This is a genomic window from Mycobacterium sp., assembly GCF_049683935.1.
Classification (GTDB): domain Bacteria; phylum Actinomycetota; class Actinomycetes; order Mycobacteriales; family Mycobacteriaceae; genus Mycobacterium.
The window spans coordinates 1-6110 of record NZ_JBAUJR010000041.1 but is presented as its reverse complement, the minus strand read 5'-3'; the positions used below and the strand labels follow the sequence as shown (position 1 = coordinate 6110).

General features: G+C 67.1%; 5 protein-coding genes and 1 pseudogene. 5 read left to right on the top strand and 1 reads right to left on the bottom strand.

Translation table 11 applies throughout. From position 1 onward, the window contains the following. A pseudogene (locus WA965_RS02445) lies at positions 1-125 on the bottom strand (hypothetical protein); the annotation flags it as partial. Positions 126-165: 40 nt separating this feature from the next. On the opposite strand from WA965_RS02445, the gene WA965_RS02440 reads away from it, so the two are divergent. From WA965_RS02440 to WA965_RS02420, 5 genes are all read left to right on the top strand, one after another. After that, a complete protein-coding gene (locus WA965_RS02440; RefSeq protein ID WP_526301784.1) occupies positions 166-1071 on the top strand; it encodes a phosphoribosylaminoimidazolesuccinocarboxamide synthase in 906 nt (301 codons plus the stop codon). Next, positions 1068-3176, top strand: a complete 2109-nt coding sequence (locus WA965_RS02435; protein WP_526301786.1) for a S9 family peptidase — start codon at positions 1068-1070, stop codon at positions 3174-3176. Before WA965_RS02440 ends, WA965_RS02435 begins: the two co-directional genes overlap by 4 nt. A gap of 50 nt (positions 3177-3226) precedes the next feature. Continuing rightward, positions 3227-3724, top strand: coding sequence for a glutathione peroxidase (locus WA965_RS02430; RefSeq protein WP_526301788.1), 498 nt, complete (start codon positions 3227-3229; stop codon positions 3722-3724). Positions 3725-3791: 67 nt separating this feature from the next. Continuing rightward, complete coding sequence (locus tag WA965_RS02425; protein WP_526301790.1) at positions 3792-4496, top strand: DUF2334 domain-containing protein; 705 nt, start codon at positions 3792-3794, stop codon at positions 4494-4496. 25 nt (positions 4497-4521) lie between these two features. Further along, on the top strand, positions 4522-6110 hold a 1589-nt coding region (locus WA965_RS02420; RefSeq protein WP_526447009.1), incomplete at its 3' end, for an FAD-binding dehydrogenase.

Genomic DNA, 6110 nt, shown 5'->3' with positions numbered 1-6110 from the left:
GCGGAGTGCACCGCGATGCCGACGAACACCCAGATGGCTGTCCACGCGATCACCACCGCGTCGCTGAACAGCTGTGTCATCAGCCGACCGGGTGTTGTGGCGTAGGGGACCCACCGCGATTTCATGTGTTCGATCACAACACACCAGGGCCGTTAGGCTGGCCGGATGCGCCCCGCTCTGTCCGACTACCAGCATCTGGCCAGCGGCAAGGTTCGTGAGCTCTACCGGGTCGACAGCAGGCACCTGCTCTTCGTCGCCTCCGACCGGATCTCTGCCTACGACTACATCCTGGATTCGGCGATCCCCGACAAGGGCCGCGTCCTGACGGCCATGAGCGTGTTCTTCTTCGGCTTGCTGAATTCTTCGGCCCCCTCGCCCAACCATCTGGCGGGCCCACCCGACGACGAGCGCATCCCGGCCGAGGTGCTGGGCCGGGCCCTGGTCGTCGAGCAGTTGGAGATGTTGCCGGTGGAAGCGGTCGCCCGCGGGTACCTCACCGGGTCGGGGCTGATCGACTACCAGAAGACCGGCACGGTGTGCGGCATCGCGCTGCCGCCCGGTTTGACGGAGGCCAGCAGATTCGCCGAACCGTTGTTCACCCCGGCGAGCAAGGCCGAACTCGGGCAGCACGACGAGAACATCACCTTCGACGACGTCATCGACCTCGTCGGGGCCACCCGGGCCGAAGAATTGCGCGAGCGCACCCTGCAGACCTACCGCCAGGGTGCCGAGCACGCGCTGACCAAGGGCATCATCCTCGCCGACACCAAGTTCGAGTTCGGTGTCGATGGGGCCGGCGAACTGAAGCTCGCCGACGAGGTCTTCACCCCCGACTCCTCCCGCTACTGGCGCGCGGCGGACTACGTCGAAGGTGTCGTCCAGAACAGCTTCGACAAACAGTTCGTCCGCAATTGGCTGACCGGACCGGAGTCGGGTTGGGACCGCAACGCCGACGTCGCGCCCCCCGCACTCCCGGCAGAGATCGTCGAGGCGACCAGAGCGCGCTACATCGAAGCCTACGAACGTATTTCGGGCCTGAAGTTCGACGACTGGATCGGAGTGTCCGCGTGAAGTCACCCACCGCAAAGCGGGTGGAGCACCGCCGGGAGCACCACGGCGACCTGTTCATCGATCCCTACGAGTGGATGCGCGACAAGTCCAGCCAGGAGGTGATCGATCACCTGGAGGCCGAGAACGCCTACACCGAGCACGTGACCGCGGATCTGGAGCCCCTGCGGCAGAAGATCTTCGACGAGATCAAGGCCAGGACCAAGGAGACCGATCTCTCGGTGCCCACCCGCCGGGGAGACTGGTGGTACTACGGTCGCAGCTTCCAAGGCAAGCAGTACGGTGTCCAATGCCGTTGCCCTGTCGCCGATCCCGAAGACTGGACGCCGCCGCAGTTCGACGAGCACACCGAGATCCCCGGCGAGCAGGTGCTGCTGGACGAGAACGTCGAGGCCGCAGGGCACGAGTTCTTCTCGCTCGGCGCGGCGACGGTCAGTGTCGACGGCAAGACCCTGGCCTATTCGGTCGACGTCAAAGGTGACGAGCGGTACACGTTGCGATTCAAGGACCTCGAGACCGGCCAGCGCTACGACGACGAGATCATCGACGTCGGCGCCGGCGCGACGTGGGCCGCGGACAACCGCACCGTCTACTACGTCACCGTCGATGACGCCTGGCGCCCGGACACCGTGTGGCGGCACCAGTTGGGGGCCGGACAACCGTCTGAACGCGTTCATCACGAAGCGGACGAACGATTCTGGGTCGCTGTCGGCCGGACCCGCAGCAACAAGTACGTTATCATCGCCGCCGGCAGTGCGGTCACCTCCGAACTCCGCTACGGCGACGCCACGGATCCGCAGGCCGAGTTCGCCACCGTGTGGCCGCGCCGCGAGGGCATCGAGTACTCGGTCGACCACGCGGTCATCGGTGGTCAGGACAGGTTCCTGATCCTGCACAACGAGGGAGCGGAGAACTTCACGCTCGTCGAGGCCCCGGTCGACGAGCCCACCTCGGTGCGCACGCTGATCGACCATCGCGCCGATGTGCGACTGGACTCCGTGGACGCATTCGCCGAACATCTGGTGGTCAGCTACCGCAAGGCTGCTCTTCCTCGAATTCAGTTGTGGCCATTGACGGATTCGGGCTACGGCGACGCCGAGGACGTCACCTTCGAGTCGGAACTGATGTCGGTGGGCCTGTCGGCGAACCCGAACTGGAGCGCGCCCAAACTGCGCATCGGCGCGACGTCGTTCGTCACCCCGGTACGCATCTACGACCTCGACCTGTCCTCCGGTGACCGAACTCTGCTGCGGGAGCAACCCGTGCTGGGGGACTACCGTGCGGAGGACTACGTCGAGAAACGCGACTGGGCGGTGGCGCCCGACGGCGCACGGATCCCGATATCGATCATCCACCGGGCCGGCCTGCGATACCCGGCGCCGGTGCTGCTCTACGGCTACGGCGCCTACGAGTCGTGCGAGGATCCCAGGTTCTCCATCGCGCGGTTGTCGCTGCTCGATCGCGGAATGGTTTTTGCGGTCGCCCATGTGCGCGGCGGGGGCGAACTCGGCAGGCCGTGGTACGAGCACGGCAAGATGCTGGAGAAGCGGAACACGTTCACCGACTTCATCGCGGTGGCAGCTCATCTCGTCGGAACCGACGTGACCAAGCCGGAGAACCTGGTGGCCTACGGAGGCAGTGCCGGGGGTCTGCTGATGGGCGCGGTGGCCAACCTGGCGCCCGAACTGTTCGCAGGAATCCTGGCCGCGGTTCCGTTCGTGGATCCACTGACCACCATCCTGGATCCGTCGCTGCCGTTGACCGTCACCGAGTGGGACGAGTGGGGAAACCCACTGGAGGACCCCGACGTCTACCGCTACATGAAGTCCTATTCGCCCTACGAGAACGTCGAAGCCAAGGACTATCCCGAGATCCTGGCCATGACATCGCTCAACGACACCAGGGTGTACTACGTCGAGCCGGCGAAATGGGTTGCCGCGCTGCGTCACGCGCAGGTCGATCCGGGCAGCGACGCAGCCAAGGTACTGCTCAAGACGGAGATGAACGCCGGACACGGGGGCATCAGCGGCCGGTACGAACGCTGGAAGGAAGCCGCGTTCCAGTACGCGTGGCTGCTCGACAGGGCTGGTGTGGACGGCCATCGATGACCGGGGACTCCCGGCTCGTGGCGAAGTGAGCCGCGGGTACGGTCGCGGTCATGACCGACACACCGATCACCGACATCGCGCTCACCACACTGGACGGCCGGTCCACCACGCTCGCTGAACTGGCCGACGGGGCTGCATTGATCGTCAACGTCGCCTCCAAGTGCGGGCTGACACCGCAGTACGCCGCCCTGGAACAGCTCGCGAGGGACTACAGCGGCCGCGGCCTGACGGTCATCGGGGTGCCGTGCAATCAGTTCATGGGTCAGGAGCCCGGCACGGCAGAGGAGATCCAGACCTTCTGCTCGACGACCTACGGGGTCACCTTCCCGCTGCTGGCCAAGACCGAGGTCAACGGCCCGGACCGGCATCCGCTCTACACCGAGCTCACCAAAGCCGCCGACGATCAGGGTGAGGCCGGCGACGTGCAGTGGAACTTCGAGAAGTTCCTGCTCGCCCCCGGCGCAACCGAGATCACGAGGTTCCGGCCGAGCACCACGCCCGACGCGCCCGAGGTGGTGTCGGCGATCGAGGCCGTCTTGCCGCGCTAAACGAACCGTCACCTGGGGGCGCAGTGTTGTCCACCGTCTGGACACCTGCCATTGCGACACTGCGGGTGTGGCGGGACAACTGATCGTGTCGATCTCCGGGGTCAGCGACCGCACGCTTCCCGACGTCGACGCCTTCAGCGCCCAACTCGACGCCCGGGGTGTCCCCGGATCGTTCCTGGTGGCGCCGCGCCTCAAGGGTGGGTACCGACTCGACCGCGACGCAGCCACGGTTGGCTGGCTGGTCGACCGGCGCGCCCACGGAGACGCGATCGTACTGAACGGCTTCGACGAGGCTGCCACCAAGGCGCGACGCGGCGAGTTCGCCGCACTGCCGGCCCATGAGGCGAACCTGCGGTTGATGGCCGCCGACCGCACCCTCGAGCACCTCGGTCTGCGTACCCGACTGTTCGCCGCACCGGGCTGGAACATCTCCCAGGGTGCGGTCACGGTACTGCCCCGCAACGGGTTCCGCCTGCTGGCCGGTTTGGCCGGAATCACCGACCTGGTTCGTCAGACCACCGTGCGGACCCGCGTGCTGGGCATCGGGGAAGGCTTCCTCGCCGAGCCGTGGTGGTGTCGCACTCTCGTGCTGTCGGCCGAGCGCACCGCTCGACGCGGGGGCGTCGTCCGGGTGGCTGTCGCCGCCCGGCACCTGCGCCGGCCGGGGGCCCGGCAGGCGATGCTCGACGCGGTCGATCTGGCGCTGATGCACTCCTGCGTGCCCACCGTCTACGAGTGGCGGACCGCAACTGCGCTGTCTGACGCCGCGTAGCAGTCGCCGGTCGTAGATTGGGCCCATGGCTGACGCTGATGTCATCGTGGTGGGTGCCGGACTGGCGGGGCTGGTGGCCGCCTGCGAGCTGGTCGAACGGGGCCGTCGTGTCCTGATCGTCGACCAGGAGAACGAAGCCAACATCGGTGGTCAGGCGTTCTGGTCGTTCGGCGGGTTGTTCTTCGTCGACAGCCCCGAGCAGCGCCGCCTGGGTATCCGCGACAGCCACGAACTCGCGCTGCAGGACTGGCTGGGCACCGCCGGGTTCGACCGGCCCGAAGACCACTGGCCCAGGCAGTGGGCGCACGCCTACGTCGACTTCGCCGCCGGAGAGAAACGCAGTTGGTTGCGCGACCGGGGCCTGCAGACGTTCGCATTGGTGGGATGGGCCGAGCGGGGCGGTTACGACGCCCGCGGACACGGCAACTCGGTGCCGCGATTCCACGTCACCTGGGGCACCGGGCCGGCCCTGGTCGACATCTTCGCGCGTCGACTGGCCGGGGTGCGCTTCGCCCACCGGCACCGCGTCGACGAACTCATCGTCGAGGGCGGGGCGGTCGTCGGGGTGCGCGGGGCGGTGCTGGAACCGTCCACCGCTGCGCGAGGTGTCACGTCGTCACGAAAAACCACAGGGGACTTCGAATTTCGCGCGCAAGCGGTCGTCGTCGCCAGCGGTGGGATCGGCGGCAACCACGACCTGGTCCGCAAGAACTGGCCTGCCCGCATGGGGCGGGTCCCCGAACAACTGCTCAGCGGGGTCCCCGCCCACGTGGACGGCCGGATGCTCGACATCTCGGCAACAGCCGGCGGGAACCTGATCAACAGCGACCGGATGTGGCACTACACGGAGGGCATCACCAACTACGACCCGATCTGGCCGATGCACGGCATCCGCATCCTGCCCGGGCCGTCGTCGCTGTGGCTGGACGCCACCGGCAGGCGACTGCCCGCGCCGCTGTACCCCGGGTTCGACACCCTCGGGACGCTGGAGTACATCGCCAAGACCGGCCACGACTACACCTGGTTCGTGCTGAACTCGCGCATCATCGACAAGGAGTTCGGCCTGTCCGGCCAGGAGCAGAACCCCGATCTGACGGGTCGCAGTGTCCGCGGAGTCCTGGAGCGGGGCAGGAAAGGCCCCGCGCCGGTGCACGCCTTCGTCGACAAGGGCGTGGACTTCGTCACCGCAGACAGCCTCGGGGATCTGGTCGCGGCGATGAACGCGGTCCCCGACGTCGAGCCGCTGGATTTCGCCATGGTCGAAGCGGAGGTGACCGCACGGGATCGCGAGGTCGCCAACCGGTTCACCAAGGACAGCCAGATCACCGCGATCCGTGCCGCCCGCGGCTATCTCGCCGATCGCATCAGCAGAGTCGTCGCCCCACACCGGCTGACCGACCCCAAAGCCGGACCGCTGATCGCGGTGAAGTTGCACATCTTGACCCGGAAGTCGTTGGGCGGCTTGGAAACCGACCTGGATTCGCGGGTGTTGCGCAGCGACGGCGAGGTGTTGCCAGGTCTGTATGCCGCCGGCGAGGCCGCCGGTTTCGGCGGTGGCGGCGTGCACGGCTACCGCTCGCTGGAGGGGACGTTCCTCGGTGGGTGCGTGTTCTC

What these genes read in the sequence shown, in the direction of transcription:
- WA965_RS02440 (WP_526301784.1), top strand. Translation starts at nt 166, where the DNA reads ATGCGCCCCGCTCTGTCCGACTACCAGCATCTGGCCAGCGGCAAGGTT.
- WA965_RS02430 (WP_526301788.1), top strand. Translation starts at nt 3,227, where the DNA reads ATGACCGACACACCGATCACCGACATCGCGCTCACCACACTGGACGGC.